The sequence below is a fragment of the Leucobacter sp. GX0328 genome, from assembly GCF_053567315.1.
Genome location: NZ_JBSGPC010000001.1, coordinates 1035138 through 1049326, shown reverse-complemented (window position 1 = coordinate 1049326; position 14189 = coordinate 1035138). Strand labels below are relative to the sequence as shown.

Here is a 14189-nt window from a genome sequence, read left to right as displayed (position 1 = left end):
TGTTTCGCGTGTCTCCGTCATCATGCCTCCTCGGTGGCCCGGGGTTCAGAACCGGTTCCCCATCCGGCTGAGGATCACGGCCGCCTTGTTCCCGAGCTGATCGGGCGCGTATTGCACGCGCATCCGCTGCCCGGTCGTGATCTCCCCGGCGATGGTGTCGCTGGACCAGCGCGTGTTGCCCTCCCGGTCGGTGAACTTCACCGTGACCTTCGTGACCCGCTGGTAGTTGATCGAGTAGCTGCGAGCACGGGTGACGACGCCGGTGGCGACGATGCGGGAGCGTGCCGCCGACTTCCGTACGGCGTCGTTGCGCTGCGAACGCCGACGCAGCAGGATCGACACGATGATCGCGATCACGCCGCCGACGGCGAACACGACGAACTGCAGATGCCACCACTCCAGACCGTCGGGCGACACCGCGCCCCCGGCCACGGCGCCCACTCCGAGTGCGATGAACAGACCCCCGAGCGGCCACACGACGTACCGCGAATCCACGTCATCCGGGGTGCCGAACGCGATGAGGAACGCCCCGCCCAGCAGCAGCGGTAGCGGCAGGATCGTCAAGAACACGCACCACTCGGGCAGCAGGGAGGCTTCACCGGCCATCACGTGGAACATGCTCACCGCTGCTGTCACGAGCGACAGCGCGATCAGGGCGTAGGCGAGGGTGCGGCGCGTGGAATCCCGGTTCCACCAGCGGGACTGCGGATCGATGAGACTCATGTTGGGGATTCCTCTCCGGTGCTGCGTGCTCTGCTTTTCTGCTCGCGATCGGGCCAGCCGGCGAACTGCTCTTCCGCGAACTTCGCCCGGGCGACCCAGTGCTCGGTGTACTCGTCGCTCATGATCCGTACCCCCTCGGCCGGTACGGGAAGGGGGATCCGGGCCCGCGGTCGACCGGCCCCGAGTTCCCGCCGAGGCCGTAGAGGCCGTCGACGTTGTAGCCGCAACGCCACACGTCGTCATGCGCTTCGGTGAGCACCACCCGCGTCGTATCGGGCGAGTACGGGTAGATCTGCCAGACGCTTCCGAGCGCGAAGCGGTCGAGCCAGGAGTCGTCGATCACGTCGGCGAGGTACCGCTGCCGGGTTTCGCCATCGGTGACGACGTACTCGACCTTCACGTTCGGGTCAGCCGTCTCGGAAGCGCTGGTGTCGTATACCCCCACGACCGTCGCGGGGTACGCGCGGCTCCGATCGATGAGCGGGATCGGTTCGTCCTGGGTGCGGATCGCGTGCCGGATGAGCACGGTCATGCCGATCACGAACAGCACGCCGAGGGCGATGAGCACCCAGTGGATCCAGGTCATGACGACTCCTTCCGCCCGGGGCGCTGCCCTCGCTTGTCCGGCCGGCCGACGAGGAGCACGTCGTCGAATGCATCGGCGTCGAGCGTATTGTGGCGGAACCGGACGCGGCTGCCGACGCAGCGGTCGAGCCGGCCGCCCTCGAGGTGCACCCTGCGGCGCAGAACCGTCCCGTCGGGCAGGAGTGCGCTGATCCGCAGATCCCACGACTCATGGTCGTCGCCGCCTCCCGGGAGCTCGATCGCCCGCTCCACCGTGCCCACTGCGACCCGGCCGTCGGCGAAGCACGCCGTCTGCCGCTGCCGGGTGGCGACCAGAAGCGCTGCCAGCCCGCACGTGAGCACTCCGAGTGCGACACCCCAGATCCACCAGTACAGATGCGGCCGGTCGACATTACCTGCGACCGACCAGATACCGACCACGATCGTGGCGACCACGGCCAGGCAGCACAGCGCCCCACCGACCAGCAGAATCAACATGCCGAGGGTCTCGATCGTCGCCCATCGCCGGATGCGCGCCCGCGTCTCGGGCGTACGAGCCATGGCGAGCCACCCCCGGGTCTCGTCGTCGCTCGAGAGCAGGCTCTGCAGGTTCACGCTCGTGAACGGGCCCATCATGCGGCCCTCGCGGCTCTCCGGCGCAGTTTCGCCCTGATCTTCCGCAGTTTCCTCGGCACCGGCACGGGGGTGACGATCACTTCATCCTCACCGGTGCTCTCGTCGTTCCCGGAAGCGCTGCCGCGGGGCTCGGTGACGATGATCCACTGGTTCTCGACGGCCGATCCGGCCATCGCCGAGATCGGCAGGTGGAGGAAGAAGTACCCGCCTGTCGCCTGCTCCCCGAACAGCGCCTCCGACGAGACCGGCCCCGAGCCCGACTTCGGCAGCCCCACCGCGCGCAGCCACTGCTCGAACGCCTCGTGGATCCAGGCCGCCCGCCGGTAGTCGAGCCGGTGGTCGAGCGCGATGTAGGTCGCCCAGCCGCTGGTCTCGCCGTCGTCGTAATCCACCGAGGTGCGGTGGATCGAGTGCGGGACGCCGTGCTCGAAGATCCATGCGTTCTCCGCGCTCAGCTCTTTCCAGACGCTGAAGCGCAGCAGCAGCACCCCGACTGCCACGAGCAGCCAGACGCTCGCCCCGACCCAGAAGAGCCAGATCATCCACGTCGGCCAGCTGTCCACGCTCTGGCCGTTGATGGAGATGCTGACGTGCGAGCCGGTGGGGTCGGTGATCGTCTGCTGGATCAGGAGACCGAACGCGGCGAGCGGCAGCACCACCCAGAACACCGGAGCAGTGATGAGCTCGACACGACGGGAGTCCTCGCTGCCCGCCCACACGGCGACCTCGTCGACGGACTCCGGGCGGGGAACGTCCACGGGGCGCGCGACCCCACGGACGCGGCTCGCGACGACACCGGCCCACAGCCCGGGATACCTCGGCCCATCGACGGGCGGAGGACTCGCTGAGTCCTCCGCCGTGCGGAATCCGCCGTGCCGCATCACCCAGATGAAACGGATGACCCCCCAGGCCACGAAGCCCCCGATGACGACCCAGCCGACCCAGTGCATGTCGTTCGAGTTCATGTCCATGATCGCCCTCCCGTCGTTCTCGGGAGCGCCGAGCGCCTGGTCGGCACTGCTTCGCGTGGTGTTCGGGAGCGGCGGGTGCCGTTCCGTCGACGAGCACCGGTGACGCCCCTCTCGTCTGCAACAGTGTCGCATGCGGCGTGCTCCCGATCACAGGAACGGCCGGCCATCGGTCGACGATCCGCGAGCCGTCACCGGCCGGTCGATCCTGCTACCTGGGCTGGCAGATCTCAGTTCGTAAGGCCCCCGATCTGTGATCGGGAAGGGCCGAGCGCCGCCTAGCTTCGTGAGCACCGGCTGCCGCAGGAGCGGCTGGACAGAACGAGAAACAAGAGGTGCATCATGTTCGGATCGACCACTGCCACTCCCATTCGCATCGGTGCTTCCCGTGCACTCGCAGGTCTGGCGCTCGGCGCGAGCCTCGGCCTGCTCCTCGTGGGCTGCAGCGGCTCCGACGCCCCGGCGAAGACGCCCGAATCATCGGGCACGGAGCCGTCGGGGGCTTCGGAGCAGGATCAGGGCGCTGCCGACGCCGGTTCGACTTCGGCGGGCACGGCGGAGACGAGTGTGACGGTCGACGGCAAGGCGGTCGACATCGCCGACCCGACGACGGTGTGCCATGAGGCCGACGGCATGCTGACGATCGCCGTCGGCGCGGCCGGCGGTACCGAGGGCATCGGCGCCGTGCTGTCGGGCGGCGATGCTCCCCAGGTGACGAGCGTCGCGCTCGGCTCGGTGGACGGCACCGTGATGGGGTGGGCCGAAGGTGCTCCCGGTGAGGCATCGGCGACCAAGCAGGGCAGCACCTACACGATCACCGGCAGCATGATGGCGGTCGACGCCGCGAACCCCGCTGCGCCCGCCGAGAAGCCGTTCGAGATGCGGATCACCTGCCCCTGACTCCCGGGTGCGGAGGCCTGGGGACGTTCCCCTCGCCTCCGCATCGTGCGGGCGACCGCATGCTCACGCGGACGCGGACGCGCGCATGATTCCTCGCGGCGGCGCCCGGCGATCGGTTAGTCTGCAATGGTGACAGGCGCCGGGAACAGGGGGTAGTAGCCGTGCGCGAGATCGGGTGCGACCCAGCCGGAGCACGACCGGTGAACGTGTCGCGGGCGCAGGCGCTCGGCGAGGCGTGGGCCGAGCTCGGCCCGGAGGTCGCCGTGCTCGCGAACGCTTCGGGTCGCCCGCTCGCCCGCACTGTCAAGCTCATCCTCGATCCGCTGGTGATCCGCCCGCAGCAGCACCCCCGGCTGGCCACGGGGTCGCTGAGCACCGACGCCGCGGCCGAACTCCGGGCACGGATCGGCGACGCGCGATCCGACCTCATCGCCACCGCGGCCTGGTACCGCGAAGTCAAAGCGGCACGTCGTCGGGTACGCGTCACCGTCGGGAACCCTCAAGACCTCTACTTCCAGCGCTGCTTCGAATCGGCACGCACGCACGGCGACCCCGCGGTGCTGGACCCGGCGGTGCGGGCCGCGATCGCGGAGGAGATCGTGCACGAGTCGGCCCCGACCGACGACGAGCTCACGAGCGGGCGACTGCTGGCCTTCGCACGGGATCCCGCACGCTCGGGAAGCCTCGTCGCCGAGCTCGAGGAGGCGTGGGCCGTGGCGGCACGATCCCGTTCTCGCGCGACCGCCCCGCAGCCGGCCCCGGAACGGCTGCGCGCGGCCCTCGACGGGTCGTCCCAGGACTTCGACGCGCTCGTCGCATCGGACGCGGGGTCGGCGCGCGGGGCGGGGCTCTTCGCACCGGGTGCCGCAGCGGAGATCGGGCTGACCGACCGGGAGGTTCTCGAGATGCCGTGCATCGGCACGAACGCGTCGAAGCGCGGCATGCCGAAGCCGTTCGACCGCTCGATCGCGGAGCGTCTCTTCGCAGCCCTGCCCTCGCTCGTCGGCGTCTCCTCCGCCGACGACCTGCCCCGGCTCTGCATCGACGAGGTGCACCGCGCCGCCGCTGCCTGGCAGCTCGCGGACGAGCGCAGCAGAGTCACGATGGCGCTCGGCGCCGAGGCGAGCAGCGCCCTGCTCGACGGCGCCGATGATGCCTCCGGTGCGCTGACCGGTACGGTACCGGTGCCGACCCGCACGCACGCGAGGCTCAGCGCGCGATGGCGGCGGGAGGCCTACGTGCGGCGTGCGAGGCGGTTGCCCGGCTCAGTCGCCCCCGGCACGGTCGCCGATGTCGCCGACATCCGCGGAGCCTACGTGCGACGGCTCTGGGTGCGACTGCACGGCCGGGAGCTCCGTGAGCAGCCGGTCGCGGCCGAAGAACTCGAGGGCACGTTCGACGGAGTGCTGCGCTCGGTCGTGCTCGACCATCGGCACCGCCTCAAGCGTGCCATCGAGCGCGACCTCGGGGGAGCGGCATGACTTCTGTCGCAGGCCTGTCTCCCTACCGCACCGCGGTCGTGGAGACGACGCGCGGTGTCTTCAGCTGGGATGCGCTGGCGGTCGACGCCCCCGATCCCGCGCCCGCGGTCGGACCTTCGGGCGGCCCCGACTGCTCCGATGGAGAGCTGCGGGCCCTGCGTCGGCTCGCGTGGCTCGCCTGGGCCGAGGCCTGGTGGCCCGCCGGCCGGCGCATCGCACCGCTCTCGAAAGCGCTGCTGCGCGGCGAGATCGCCGTGGCGACGGCGGCAGTGTCGCACTTGCTCGACGATGAGGATGCCGTCGAACGGGCGCTGGATGACGCGGTCGCGGCGCGTGCGGCCGCCGGTCTGCGGGCTCTCGTGCGGCATGAGGCGCTCGCCCCCGCGGCCCGAGCACTCCTCGCGCAATTGGCAGGCCTAGCGGAAGACTGGGGAGTGGAACTCGACCCGACCGGCTTCACCGGGGCCGACCTCGTCGAGGAGCCGGAGGCTGTGCAGGCACCGCCCGAACCGGAGGGCTGGGCGCTCGCCGCAGGGTCGAGCCGTGCGGGGCCGGGGGCAGGGCAGGGCGGGACCGGGTCGCCGGTCGTCGAAGGCCGGTCGCCGATCCCGTGGGACGGTCTGCCGAGCGGCGTGCTCGACGCGGAAGCCGAGGCGGAGTGGGAGATCACCGAGGCCGGCGGTGCGATGCGGCTGCGGGTGAGTGCGGCGGCAGCGCCCCGGGTCGTGTTCCCGATCGTCGAGCCCCGTGCGCACGCGGACCTGAGGGCGGTCTACGGCGAAGCGGCGCTCGGCGTCGCGGCCCCGATGCGCCTGATCGGCGACGTGTACGCGGCCGAGGCCCCGCTGCCGGTCGCGGCGATGCTGCTGCCGCCGTCGCAGCGAGGGGTGCGAGTCGGCGATGCGCGATACCGGAAGGCGGTAGCAGGGGGCGGCGATGACCCGGGGGCCGACGCGTTCGTCGCCGCGGCGCTCGAGCTCATCGCATTCGCAGAGGCGCGCCTGCGTCGTGCCCCTCTCCGTTCCGATGAGGGCACGGCTTCCGTCGCTGAGCGCGCGGCCGCTTTCGCCGGATCGCCGAGCCCGGGGGAGACCGCATGAGCGATGCTGCGGAGCCGTGGGATGCGGTGCCGGGAGCCGTGCGCGGCGTCAAACGGGTCTCGGAGCGCTGGCTGCCGGTGCGGGAGCTCGTGAACAACGGGGCGATGGCGCTGAACGACGGAATGGTGTCGCGGGGCATGCGGCTGCTGCGCGACGCGATCGCGGCGACCGAGGGCGTCGAACAGGGGGATGGTGCTGGGCGGCGCGAGGCGACCGACGACGAGGCGCAGCGGCTCGACCTGCGCGCCCGGGCATTCGCGAACCTCGCGGGTGCCGAGGAATGGCAGAGCGATCAGAGGGGCGCACTGCGCAGCTACGACTGCGCGCTGTCCGCGGCCGAGGCGTGCGTCGCTCTCGCCGCAGACGACTACGGCACGCGTACGGTGATCGCGAACGTCTACGTATCGCGCGCGGGCACGCTCTCCCAGCTCGGCCGCATGGATGAGGCGTTCGCGTCGACGTCGCAGGCCGAGGCCCTGCTCGACGAGCTGGGCCCGGCCGGGGGCCTGGCCTCTGACGAGGTCGTCGCCCAGAACCTCGGCGTCCTGCGATTCCAGGTGCACAATATCCGTTCGACGCTGTTCATCATGACCGGCCGCTTCGAGGAGGCCGAAGCGGAGGCGAATCGCGCGATCGCCGCCGCGATGGCTGCTGACCCGGCGCTGGCCGGCCATGCGTATACGAACCTCGGGGTCATCGCGCAGCGTACGGGCGATCCTGCGCGCGCGGAGGAGTATCTGCGGCTCTCCTCCGAGCTGCAATCGGGGGCGCCCGCCGGTGACGCGGCGTCGCGTCAGCTCGCTGTCGCGAACCTGGCACGCGCGGCGTTCGGCGCCGGGCGCTTCGCAGAGGCGCGCGAGCGGTTCACGGAGGCCGAACGGCTCGCGCTCGACGCCGACCTGCCCATGCAGGCGGCCGCGGCGCGCACCGGCGTCGCCGCCGTACTGCTGAAGGAGGGGCGCGTCGGCAAGGCTGTGGCCGAGCTGCAGCGCCTGGCCGAGCGGCTCGACCGGGCCGGGGCGGCCGAGCAGCTGCGCGAGGTGCACCAGTTCATCGGCGACGCCGAATCGATGCGCGGCCGGTACGGACGCGCCGAGGAGCGGTACGCGATCGCGCGCGAGCTGACCCGTACCGTGCACGAGCGCTGCCGGGTCGATCTGCGCCGCGCGGAGATGCATGCGGAGTGGGCGGGGGAATCGCCGCTGCTGCGTTCCCGGGTCGCCCGACTGGAGCAGGCGCGGGATCTCGCGGTGCCGGTGCTGCTCGCGACCGAGGCGCTCCGCGAGGGGTTCGTGCAGGGCGCCACCCGCGAGCGCTGGGTCGCGCAGGTCGCGGCTCCCGCTCGCGAGCTCGCCTTCCGCCTCGCGATGACCCTGCACGATGCGCAGCTGCTGGGCGAGCTCGTGGAGCACGAGTCCGCGACAGCGACGCTGCGATCGGCCGACTCACCGCCCGCGACGGCGAGGGAACCCGAATCGCCGAGCCCCGACCTCATCGGGGAGCTGCTCGCCTTCGCGCCCGCCGAGCCCGATGCGAGCGGTGAGGATCCGCCGTCGGAGCTGCCGCTCGCCGCCGGGCATCGCGCATTCTTCGGCGGCACGGCCGATGGGGTGCGTTTCGCTGCTCCACCGCGGGTGATCGCAGCACCGGGCGGCGGCCCGGTGCTGATGCGCTGGGCGGCCGTCGCCGAGGCCGAGTACGGCGTTCGCGTGTACTCCGACATCGCGGTGGCCTCGTGGTGAGAGGTGCTGCGTGAAACGGATCGTGCTCAAGAACTGGCGTGACAAGCGGTGGATCACTGCGCAGCCCCCGGGTGTCCGCAGCGATGGGAGCGAGGTGCTCGCGGGCCTGGACGCGCATCTCTCGCCCTCCGGCCCGGTATCCGGGGCGGGAGGCGCAGTCGGCCGTCCCGTCGTGCGCCTGCGGTACGTCGACGCCGAACTCCTCTACGCGAGCTGGGTGTGGGATCACCAGGCGGACGAACCGCGGCTGACGGTGTTCGAGCGCGCCGACGTCGATGCGGCGCTCGGCCGCCTCGCACGCGCGCTCCCGACGCCGCTTCCGGGAGAGACCGGGGCGCAGGCGCTCGAGCGGGCCATCGGGTCGGGCGAACTGCTCGACCCCGTGCGTGAGCTGGAGCTGGCGCATGAGCTCACCGGAGCGCTCCTGCCCGTCGTGCTCGGCCTCGAGCTCAACCGGCTCGAAGCGCTCGGGCTGCGACCTGTGCTGCGGGTGCAGGCGTCGCCGTCGACCGCGCAGGTGCCTTGGGAACTGCTCGGCGCCGACGGGCACGAGCGCGCTCTCGACATGATGGACGTCGCCATGCTGCTGCCGGCGTCGATCCGCAACGATCCCGAGCGCACGGTCTCGCCCTGGACCCCGGATGGCCCGGTCGTCGGGGTGCTCGACCCGGCGGTGCCGGGCTACGCGAGTAGCAGCGATCTCGGGAGCGTGCTCGGCCCCGTCGCGGATGGGTCGCCGCTCTCCGATCGGGTCGGCGAGCTCGGCGCACGCCTGCGGCCCCGCCCCGCGCACCCGCCCGAGGCCTTCCGCCGCACCGATCTCGACCGGCTCGAACTCGCGCGGCTGCTCGGCGACGCCGGTGCGGTGGAGAACGGCGGATCGACCGCGTCGCGGCTGCTGTACGTCGGTCACGTGACCGGATCGACGCACGCGCTCGACGCCCGTCTGCACCTCGCCGACGATGCGGAGACCCCGGGCCGGGCCGACCTGCTCGGTGCGCACCGGCCGTACAGCGCGGCCGATATCGCGGTGGGCGCCCCGGGCCTCGAACCCCTCCACGCGCCGAACCGCGTCGCGCTCGTCGCGTGCGACTCCGGAGGCGACCTGCGCTTCGCCGAGCCCACCGGACTCGTCGCAGCGTTCGCTCACCGCGGGGCGGAGTACGTGACGGCGACTCGCTGGACGCTGCCGACCGACGCGGGCCTCGCTCGGTTCGGGCTCGGCGACCGTGCCGCGGGAGTGCTCGCCGATGCCGTGCTCGCGGTCGACGCGGCGCACGACGCACCGGATCCCGTCGTCGCGCTCGCCGCGTGGCAGCGCCGGCAGCGGGAGCGCTGGAGCGAGACGGGAGACCCCCGGTATTCGCCGATCGTGTGGGGCGCCTTCATGACGGCGTGGTCGCCGGAGCGCCCTTCCCTGAGCATCCCGTGCGCGCAGAACGATACCGGGTGATCGATCGGCGGAGATGGGACTGGATCGGGGCACTGTCTGGTGGCTCGGAGGGAAGTATCGCTCCAGTCTTGGCAAGTTATCTTGCGGCAAGTAAACTTGTGACATGGAATCAGCCCCGCTCATCCTTGACAGTGCCCATCGGCACGGTGTTGCGGATGCGGCGATGCTCCATGCGCTCCGCTACCCAGTCCGGCACTTCGTGCAAGACGATGCGATGACTATGTTCATCGGCCCCGACGAGACCGGCACTCTGGTCGAAGTCGGGGTCATCGAATGGCACGGTGTGATCGCGATCGCACACGCGATGCGTCCGGCCCGACCCAAATACTTGAGGTGAACATCATGGCTCCACGCTCTATCGAAGACATCAAGGCACGTGCCGACGAGTTTGCGGATGCGTTCGAGAACTACGACCCGAAGCCCGGCGACGCAGACGCTCCGTTGCCCCCGGTGATGGCGGTCAAGCTCGCTGCCTGGCGGCGAGACGCCGCTGAACGAGAACTCGCTGAAGCGGTGCGCATCGCCCGCGAACAGCGACTCTCCTGGCGCGAGGTGGGCGAAGCGATCGGTACCAGCGGTGAGGCCGCACGCCAGCGCTACGCCAGTGCGTGACTGACCACGGATGGGTGATTTTGTGCTGCTTGACTCGTCGTTCTGCCCGGGGTGCTCGCAGGACCTGGTGCTGCTTCTCTGTGGGTGAGGGTCGACGGCGGTGTCGTCTTTGGCCTTGATCTGCGCTGAAGTATCTCGTCGAGGTTCAGCTCGGCGCAGAGCGCCAGCTTGGCCTGCCAAAGCCTGACGGTGGGTGTCCCGGGGGCAGGACACCCACCGTTGCAGGCGGTTAGATTCGCACCTTGTTGGCCGTGAGAACGATCTCGTCGCCCGCATGAATCTGGGCTGCGTACTCGCTCAGCTCCGGGTCTGTCAGGTCACCATCGTGCTGCTGGAAGATGCGACGCAGCGCGGGCTTAATCTCTTCAACCGGTCGGCCCTTGTAGCGATCTGCGAGATTCTTCAGGTCTCGTGTATACCCTGCGGCCATATCGTTTACCACCAACTGGAATTCATTCTCCAAGAGGCGCTTGAGCTCTCGATCGTTCCACTGAATCTTCATTGTAATTTGCTCCTTCTCCGGCTTGCCGGAGTCGATAGGAAGCATGACCGTGACGAATGCAGGCGGGGAAATGTGGGGCTGCCGCGGATCCCGGCAGCCCCACGGACGCTATCCCTTTCCTAGGGTTGAGCCAGTCTTCGATTTTGCAGACTTGCTCGACTTGGGCGACTGCAAAGTCTTCCCTGCCGTGCTCAGTGCCTTCTTCGACGGCTTTCCAGATCCTCTAGCTTTCGCCATGATGATCATCCTTCCTGTTTCGAAAGTAGGCCGTTGCGTGCATAGCGCTCGCAAAAGAGGCATATGGCCTCTAGAGTCGATATGTCCGCCAAGACAACCGGCCCCGTCCTACAGCAGTCAGAAACCTGACCAGGTAGGTCGGGGCTTCTTGCTGCATGCACAACGGTAGCCGACATCGCAGACATTTACGCAGTTGAATAATTCCAGGTCAGAAGTGTGTTGTGGACAAACCGGCACTCCTATGCGGGGAGCTCCAATCGCATCGCAACGTGATTTATGCTCCGACCAGGCTCGAAAGTATGTTCGATAATTACACAGCTGTGATTCATCCCGGTATGAAACTGTGGATAACTTCGAAGCGTTGCTGTCAAAATAGTTATCCACAGGTGCCATTTGCGGCTCCATCGCTGCCGACTCGGTCAGGTGAAAAGCTAATAATGCCTACTATGCAGCGTTCAAGCGGTGCGTGTCAGGGGGGCAGATCCTCGAATTTCTTGTGAAGACTAAGCCTCGTCCGCCACGACAAGCACGCTCGTCAGGGGGATCTCGTTCCGCCACCGCTCAGGTAGCTTTGCGTAGTTCTCGATCACGAGGCTCACGACGTCTTCACCACTGAGGAGGCGCAGGCCGGGGCGCTGCTGTTCGATCATTCTTGCGTCTTTGCTGTAGGTTCCCAGAGTTACGAATAGCGAATGTTCTCCGGGGCCTTGAGTGCCGACGAGTCGGTGGACATCAGGAGAGCCGACGGTGCCGGTGAGGTGTTTGCATTGCACCTTAATCTGCGGTGGTTCTACCCCGAGCGGGTCTCGGTGTGCAACAACGTCGACGCCCCCGTCCTGGGAGTACTGGGTGACGCGTGCCTGATAGCCGAGCGCGCGAAGCAGTGCTGCCGTGAACTCCTCGAACTCACGGTGGGTGATGTTCTTATGGAGCGTCTCAAGTACGAAGTCGCGGGTGTGCCGATCGATGCGCGATGCGCGTGGCTCGTCGCTGACTGCATCGTCACTCTCGCGCACAGCTACTTGGTCAACGGCAATCGTTACGGCATCTATGGATGCGTCATCCGATGTGAGCGCCGCAAGGAACTCCTTGTAGTGGCTACGCACGCGGAACACGGTGATGGCCGAGCCGATCTCGTACAGAGCGCTCTGCGAGAAGACGGTTCGCGGGATGCCGACTTTCTTCCATTCGACCGCATGGCGGTGACGGTGCGTTGGGGCATCGGCGACATACTCGTACGCTCCAGTGATCACACCGATGTTGATGGTTGAGTCGGGTTTATAGGGGGCGATCACGGTGTCGCCGACGCGTATCTCGTCACGAAACCGGAAGAGTACGCCGGCCTGGTTCGCAATCGAGCGCTGCTTCGCGTTCGGCTCCTGCTCTGCGAGCACCTGCTTGATTCCGTTGCGGCCGTGAGGGATATGGCGAAGGTCGCCGACATTATCCCAGCCGAGACTGACGAACGCATCGTCAATGAGTTCGGTGGTCAACGTGTCATTGTGGATGCCCCAGACGTTCATGCTGGCCTTTCGAGAGAAGCGGTTTTCTGAGTCTATGAGGTAAGACGAGGAAAGTTGAGGCGGCCGGAAGTAATCGCTCCGTGGGCTTGGGGGACCCGCCGCGCAGTTGTGCGGGCCGACCGGTGCGTCCGGTCTACGGTGAGAAGGACGCCCGCGAAACGACCCGACCGGAAGGCCCCGAAAGAGATGCGCATCATTCCCGCCGCCCGCCCGAAGATCCGAGCCGCCCTCGCGGTCTCGGCGCTGCTGACCCTCGGCCTGGCACTCACGGCATGCGGTGATGATGCCGAGGAGCCGACGCCGACAGCCGCACCCGAAGCGCCGTCCACGGAGGTCATCGAGCTCGCCCCGTTCACCGACGAGGGCGAGCTCGCCGCAGGGTGGTCGCTCGACGAGTCCGCGCTCGCCGGCGGCGGGTCGGTCTCCGCCGAGTACTGCGGCCCCTCCGAGCACGGCGCCGGTGAGAACACGGTCTCCTGCGGATCGAGCGCCGACGCGACCTCCGCCTGCTGGCTCACGGAGCGCAGCACCCAGATCGCCTGCCTCGACGAGGCGCTGCCTGAGGAGCAGGCGCTCCGGCTGATCCCGCTGAGCGGGCCGGCCCCGGCCGAGACCGCGGCGGCGGAGGATCCGATGCCGTTGTGGCTCGAGCTCGAGGACGGGTCCGTGTTCGCCTCGGTGAATGGCGGGGCGTTCATGCCGCCGGAGGGCTACCTGGTCGCGTACACCGTCATCGACGGCGGTGACGCGTTCGAGGAGATCGTCGTGCCCGACGACGACTCGGCGCCCGTCATCGATACGAGCGGAGACCAGTGGAGCGTCACCGTCGGCGTCGATGGCGAGCAGGACGTGGAGACGCGGAAGGTCGAGCGCGCCTGGCTGCTCGCCGGTCGCACCGCACCGCAGCCCGTCGAAACGGGCGCGGCGGTTGTGAACGGAAGCTGGTGCGAGGCTCCGCAGAGCGAGAACGGATACGGGTGCGTGAGCGTGGCGCTGCCGAACTTCACGATCGAAGACCGGGGCGAGACCTGGCCGTTCACCTACGTCTCCGAGCCGGAGGCCGACGGCACGATTGTGCTCGACATGGAGGGTGCGCCCTTCGGCACCTACTATCCGGCGGGGGTGGCGATCCCTACGGAGGTGCTCATGGGCACCGCGGACATCCCCGACCAGGAGCGCATCTTCAGCGGTCAGAGCGGGATGCTGCTGATCCGCGCCTGAGGCGCACGTGCGCGAGGCCGTGGACGGCCTCAGGGCAGCGGGTGATCGCCCTTCACGACGAAGAAGGTGCCGCGGATCTCTCCGGCCAGCTTCGAGCGCTGACGCGCCCACTTGAAGGCCGCGAGCTCTTCGGGCGGGTTCATCCCGTCGCTGAGCTTGAACCCGACCGCGCGCTTGCCGCCCTCGGCCTTGGTCCACAGCACGTTCACGCCCAGACCGTCCTGGAAGTACAGGGTGGGCCAGAACAGCTCGTCGTCCTCGTAGACGAACACCTCGAGGATGGGGGAGGCGAGCTCGATGCCGCGCTCCTCGCGCAGGATCCGCTCGACCCACGCCACCACGTCGGCCCGCTCGGCAGGGGCAGCGGTGACGTAGTCCGACCGGTACTTGTTCGCGAAGTAGCGCGCCTCGTTCGCGCGCAGTCCCGCCAAGGCCGGGGCGACCGGCGAGGTCTCCAGCCCCTCCGGGGAGATGTCGGTGTAGCTCACATCGGTCATGATTCGGTCCTCTTCTCGTGAATGCGTATG

Annotated in this window: 16 protein-coding genes; 8 read left to right on the top strand and 8 right to left on the bottom strand. The window is 68.9% G+C overall.

The window, feature by feature from the left end; translation table 11 throughout:
- Positions 1–45: 45 nt before the first annotated feature.
- Genes ACUYTF_RS04780 through ACUYTF_RS04760 form a run of 5 tightly spaced genes read right to left on the bottom strand, consistent with a single transcriptional unit; the run spans position 46 to position 2894 of the window.
- Positions 46–723: a hypothetical protein gene (locus ACUYTF_RS04780; protein WP_434142818.1), complete on the bottom strand. Its 678-nt coding sequence runs from the start codon at positions 721–723 to the stop codon at positions 46–48.
- Entirely contained in the window at positions 720–845 is a 126-nt protein-coding gene (locus tag ACUYTF_RS04775) for a hypothetical protein (protein WP_434142820.1), read from the bottom strand. Before ACUYTF_RS04775 ends, ACUYTF_RS04780 begins: the two co-directional genes overlap by 4 nt.
- A complete protein-coding gene (locus tag ACUYTF_RS04770) occupies positions 842–1309 on the bottom strand; it encodes a hypothetical protein (RefSeq protein WP_434142821.1) in 468 nt (155 codons plus the stop codon). The genes ACUYTF_RS04775 and ACUYTF_RS04770 overlap by 4 nt, the downstream gene beginning before the upstream one ends.
- Positions 1306–1923 (bottom strand): hypothetical protein, encoded by a 618-nt coding sequence (locus ACUYTF_RS04765; protein ID WP_449279377.1) that lies wholly within the window; start codon positions 1921–1923, stop codon positions 1306–1308. The genes ACUYTF_RS04770 and ACUYTF_RS04765 overlap by 4 nt, the downstream gene beginning before the upstream one ends.
- Positions 1920–2894 carry a hypothetical protein gene (locus tag ACUYTF_RS04760; RefSeq protein WP_434142823.1) on the bottom strand — a complete coding sequence of 325 codons (975 nt, stop codon included), beginning with the start codon at positions 2892–2894 and terminating at the stop codon, positions 1920–1922. The genes ACUYTF_RS04765 and ACUYTF_RS04760 overlap by 4 nt, the downstream gene beginning before the upstream one ends.
- 339 nt (positions 2895–3233) lie before the next feature.
- Here ACUYTF_RS04760 and ACUYTF_RS04755 point away from each other — a divergent pair, with 339 nt between their 5' ends.
- The 7 genes from ACUYTF_RS04755 to ACUYTF_RS04725 all read left to right on the top strand — a co-directional run bounded on the left by ACUYTF_RS04755 (position 3234) and on the right by ACUYTF_RS04725 (position 10179).
- Positions 3234–3791: a lipoprotein LpqH gene (locus ACUYTF_RS04755; protein ID WP_434142824.1), complete on the top strand. Its 558-nt coding sequence runs from the start codon at positions 3234–3236 to the stop codon at positions 3789–3791.
- Positions 3792–3991: 200 nt separating this feature from the next.
- Entirely contained in the window at positions 3992–5272 is a 1281-nt protein-coding gene (locus ACUYTF_RS04750) for a hypothetical protein (protein ID WP_434142826.1), read from the top strand.
- On the top strand, positions 5269–6372 hold the full coding sequence (locus ACUYTF_RS04745) for a hypothetical protein (RefSeq protein WP_434142827.1): 1104 nt from the start codon (positions 5269–5271) through the stop codon (positions 6370–6372). The genes ACUYTF_RS04750 and ACUYTF_RS04745 overlap by 4 nt, the downstream gene beginning before the upstream one ends.
- Positions 6369–8114, top strand: a complete 1746-nt coding sequence (locus tag ACUYTF_RS04740; RefSeq protein WP_434142828.1) for a tetratricopeptide repeat protein — start codon at positions 6369–6371, stop codon at positions 8112–8114. Before ACUYTF_RS04745 ends, ACUYTF_RS04740 begins: the two co-directional genes overlap by 4 nt.
- 10 nt (positions 8115–8124) lie before the next feature.
- Entirely contained in the window at positions 8125–9567 is a 1443-nt protein-coding gene (locus ACUYTF_RS04735) for a hypothetical protein (protein ID WP_434142829.1), read from the top strand.
- A gap of 103 nt (positions 9568–9670) precedes the next feature.
- Positions 9671–9904: a hypothetical protein gene (locus tag ACUYTF_RS04730; RefSeq protein WP_434142830.1), complete on the top strand. Its 234-nt coding sequence runs from the start codon at positions 9671–9673 to the stop codon at positions 9902–9904.
- Between the two features lie 5 nt (positions 9905–9909).
- Positions 9910–10179: a hypothetical protein gene (locus ACUYTF_RS04725; RefSeq protein WP_434143198.1), complete on the top strand. Its 270-nt coding sequence runs from the start codon at positions 9910–9912 to the stop codon at positions 10177–10179.
- 229 nt (positions 10180–10408) lie between these two features.
- On the opposite strand, the gene ACUYTF_RS04720 is transcribed toward ACUYTF_RS04725, so the two are convergent.
- Both ACUYTF_RS04720 and ACUYTF_RS04715 read right to left on the bottom strand, forming a co-directional pair.
- Positions 10409–10681, bottom strand: coding sequence for a hypothetical protein (locus ACUYTF_RS04720; RefSeq protein ID WP_434142831.1), 273 nt, complete (start codon positions 10679–10681; stop codon positions 10409–10411).
- A gap of 740 nt (positions 10682–11421) precedes the next feature.
- Positions 11422–12441 carry a restriction endonuclease gene (locus ACUYTF_RS04715; RefSeq protein ID WP_434142832.1) on the bottom strand — a complete coding sequence of 340 codons (1020 nt, stop codon included), beginning with the start codon at positions 12439–12441 and terminating at the stop codon, positions 11422–11424.
- A gap of 186 nt (positions 12442–12627) precedes the next feature.
- Between ACUYTF_RS04715 and ACUYTF_RS04710 the strand changes: the two genes are divergently transcribed.
- Positions 12628–13662, top strand: a complete 1035-nt coding sequence (locus tag ACUYTF_RS04710) for a hypothetical protein (protein WP_434142833.1) — start codon at positions 12628–12630, stop codon at positions 13660–13662.
- Positions 13663–13691: 29 nt separating this feature from the next.
- Here the strand turns inward: ACUYTF_RS04710 and ACUYTF_RS04705 are convergent, their stop codons facing one another.
- Positions 13692–14159 carry a phage tail protein gene (locus tag ACUYTF_RS04705; RefSeq protein WP_434142834.1) on the bottom strand — a complete coding sequence of 156 codons (468 nt, stop codon included), beginning with the start codon at positions 14157–14159 and terminating at the stop codon, positions 13692–13694.
- Positions 14160–14189 lie beyond the last annotated feature (30 nt).

Bases quoted from the DNA above. Each gene is read 5' to 3' on its own strand.
- ACUYTF_RS04755 (WP_434142824.1), top strand. From the start codon at position 3,234: ATGTTCGGATCGACCACTGCCACTCCCATTCGCATCGGTGCTTCCCGT.
- ACUYTF_RS04705 (WP_434142834.1), bottom strand. From the start codon at position 14,159: ATGACCGATGTGAGCTACACCGACATCTCCCCGGAGGGGCTGGAGACC.
- ACUYTF_RS04765 (WP_449279377.1), bottom strand. From the start codon at position 1,923: ATGATGGGCCCGTTCACGAGCGTGAACCTGCAGAGCCTGCTCTCGAGC.
- ACUYTF_RS04745 (WP_434142827.1), top strand. From the start codon at position 5,269: ATGACTTCTGTCGCAGGCCTGTCTCCCTACCGCACCGCGGTCGTGGAG.
- ACUYTF_RS04740 (WP_434142828.1), top strand. From the start codon at position 6,369: ATGAGCGATGCTGCGGAGCCGTGGGATGCGGTGCCGGGAGCCGTGCGC.
- ACUYTF_RS04770 (WP_434142821.1), bottom strand. From the start codon at position 1,309: ATGACCTGGATCCACTGGGTGCTCATCGCCCTCGGCGTGCTGTTCGTG.
- ACUYTF_RS04710 (WP_434142833.1), top strand. From the start codon at position 12,628: ATGCGCATCATTCCCGCCGCCCGCCCGAAGATCCGAGCCGCCCTCGCG.
- ACUYTF_RS04775 (WP_434142820.1), bottom strand. From the start codon at position 845: ATGAGCGACGAGTACACCGAGCACTGGGTCGCCCGGGCGAAGTTCGCG.
- ACUYTF_RS04760 (WP_434142823.1), bottom strand. From the start codon at position 2,894: ATGGACATGAACTCGAACGACATGCACTGGGTCGGCTGGGTCGTCATC.
- ACUYTF_RS04715 (WP_434142832.1), bottom strand. From the start codon at position 12,441: ATGAACGTCTGGGGCATCCACAATGACACGTTGACCACCGAACTCATT.
- ACUYTF_RS04780 (WP_434142818.1), bottom strand. From the start codon at position 723: ATGAGTCTCATCGATCCGCAGTCCCGCTGGTGGAACCGGGATTCCACG.
- ACUYTF_RS04725 (WP_434143198.1), top strand. From the start codon at position 9,910: ATGGCTCCACGCTCTATCGAAGACATCAAGGCACGTGCCGACGAGTTT.
- ACUYTF_RS04720 (WP_434142831.1), bottom strand. From the start codon at position 10,681: ATGAAGATTCAGTGGAACGATCGAGAGCTCAAGCGCCTCTTGGAGAAT.
- ACUYTF_RS04730 (WP_434142830.1), top strand. From the start codon at position 9,671: ATGGAATCAGCCCCGCTCATCCTTGACAGTGCCCATCGGCACGGTGTT.